Here is a 1,518-nt window from a genome sequence, read left to right on the forward strand (position 1 = left end):
GTATAGCAATATAAAAGTAATGATTTATTTATATTAATTGAGTTTTTAGTCATCTTATGAGATGGCTTTTTTAAGTCTTGTTGAAGCACGAATGCTTGTATTCTTCTCCTAACTTTGTAGGATTTCTTATCATGCTCATACTGTTAGGCATCACCAAAAATTTGGTGCTGTTGGTGTTGTACGCTTACTTGGGGGCGTTAGGGTTTCGCTGGGCAGGCGGGTTGCTTTCCCGGTGGGTGGGAAGGGATCTAGGCGATCAACTTCCACGATTGCTGTGGGGCTGGATAGCGTGTTTGCCCTTAATCGTTGTGTTTGCTAGGGATGTTCATTCCATAATGATTATAGCGCTGATCGCTTGCTTGACGGGTTTGATGCGTGGTGTAGGGTGGAATAATAGCCTAAGTTTGGGCTTTGTATCGGTTGGTAACCCAGGGCCTGCTACCAAGCGTAAACTCTGGGTTATGGCATCACGTCTAGGCTTGATGCTAGCGTTGCCTTTTATCACGGCGGGATACTTTTTATCTGCTCATGCCTTGTTGCTTGTTATTCCCATTTTAGGATGCTTCTTTTTAGCGTCGTGTGGTTTATCGGTTATAGGCTATTATGAGGCGTGGTTGTATAAGGGGTTCTATATTCCTTCTTTAGGCTGCGATCCTATGGATCCTCCACCAACGGGCGAGCTCATCGCTGGCGCCTCTACAGGGCTTTTCCTTGGGCTAGCGGTTATGGTGTTGACCCAGGTTTTTTTCTAGCGTTTTTTGAATGAACCGATTAACGCTCATCCCTTCGGCACTGGCGATTTCAACTAACTTTTCATGCAAAATTGGGTCTAATCGTAAAGGTAATTTTCCAGAATATTCTTTTTTGGGATTAATGCCTTTTTCTTTACAAACGTCGAGATACATTTGCAAAGAGTTTTCGCCTTCTTTTTTCAATTCTGAAATGGTGCTGGCATAAAAATCAGCTCCACCATTTAATCCAAGAAACTCACCTCGAAATAACTCAATTTCATCATCATAAGTAATAACCGCCTTATATCCTTTAATCTTCATTATATTGGTCATGGGGTTACTCCGTTTTGCTCTAACCATTTCTTTACGCTAACAACTGCTCCTTTATCGGTAGTCGGAGAGGGGTGAGGACGATGGAAAACATGCACTTCATTAAAAAGAATGACGGCAATTTTTGATCCTTCCCGTTCTTGAATTTCAGCACCCAAGTGGATCAATAACGCTTCAATATCTTTCCAAACAACACCGCTAGGAACGGGTCGAGAAAATAAAAGTTGAAGTGTTTTTAAATGTTTTCTCTTCATGACTATATAATATCACTTTTTGATATCAAAAGCAAGCAACAATCAAACCCATAAGGATTATCATGTCGACCTATTTTCAAAACGCCCAAACGGGCGTAATGACGGCGGACACGTCGGACCTGTTAACGGAAGTGCAACAAGAGTTTATCAGTGCGTTGGGGGAGAATTTGTCTTTGGACGCTTCAACGCCACAAGGCACATTG

3 protein-coding genes are annotated in these 1,518 nt (G+C 42.2%); 1 reads left to right on the plus strand and 2 read right to left on the minus strand.

Annotation, left to right across the window (positions count from 1 at the left end):
- Positions 1-131: 131 nt before the first annotated feature.
- On the plus strand, positions 132-752 hold the full coding sequence (locus tag AABE15_RS05245; RefSeq protein WP_338330233.1) for a hypothetical protein: 621 nt from the start codon (positions 132-134) through the stop codon (positions 750-752).
- Here the strand turns inward: AABE15_RS05245 and AABE15_RS05250 are convergent.
- Positions 717-1,064, minus strand: a complete 348-nt coding sequence (locus tag AABE15_RS05250) for a type II toxin-antitoxin system HicB family antitoxin (RefSeq protein ID WP_338330234.1) — start codon at positions 1,062-1,064, stop codon at positions 717-719. The genes AABE15_RS05245 and AABE15_RS05250 overlap by 36 nt on opposite strands.
- The gene (locus AABE15_RS05255; protein WP_338330235.1) at positions 1,061-1,315 is read right to left on the minus strand and encodes a type II toxin-antitoxin system HicA family toxin; all 255 of its coding nucleotides are present in this window, start codon (positions 1,313-1,315) and stop codon (positions 1,061-1,063) included. Before AABE15_RS05255 ends, AABE15_RS05250 begins: the two co-directional genes overlap by 4 nt.
- Positions 1,316-1,518 lie beyond the last annotated feature (203 nt).

The sequence above is a fragment of the Commensalibacter sp. Nvir genome (assembly GCF_963921845.1).
Lineage (GTDB): Bacteria > Pseudomonadota > Alphaproteobacteria > Acetobacterales > Acetobacteraceae > Commensalibacter.

Bases quoted from the DNA above. Each gene is read 5' to 3' on its own strand.
- AABE15_RS05255 (WP_338330235.1), bottom strand. From the start codon at position 1,315: ATGAAGAGAAAACATTTAAAAACACTTCAACTTTTATTTTCTCGACCC.
- AABE15_RS05250 (WP_338330234.1), bottom strand. From the start codon at position 1,064: ATGACCAATATAATGAAGATTAAAGGATATAAGGCGGTTATTACTTAT.
- AABE15_RS05245 (WP_338330233.1), top strand. From the start codon at position 132: ATGCTCATACTGTTAGGCATCACCAAAAATTTGGTGCTGTTGGTGTTG.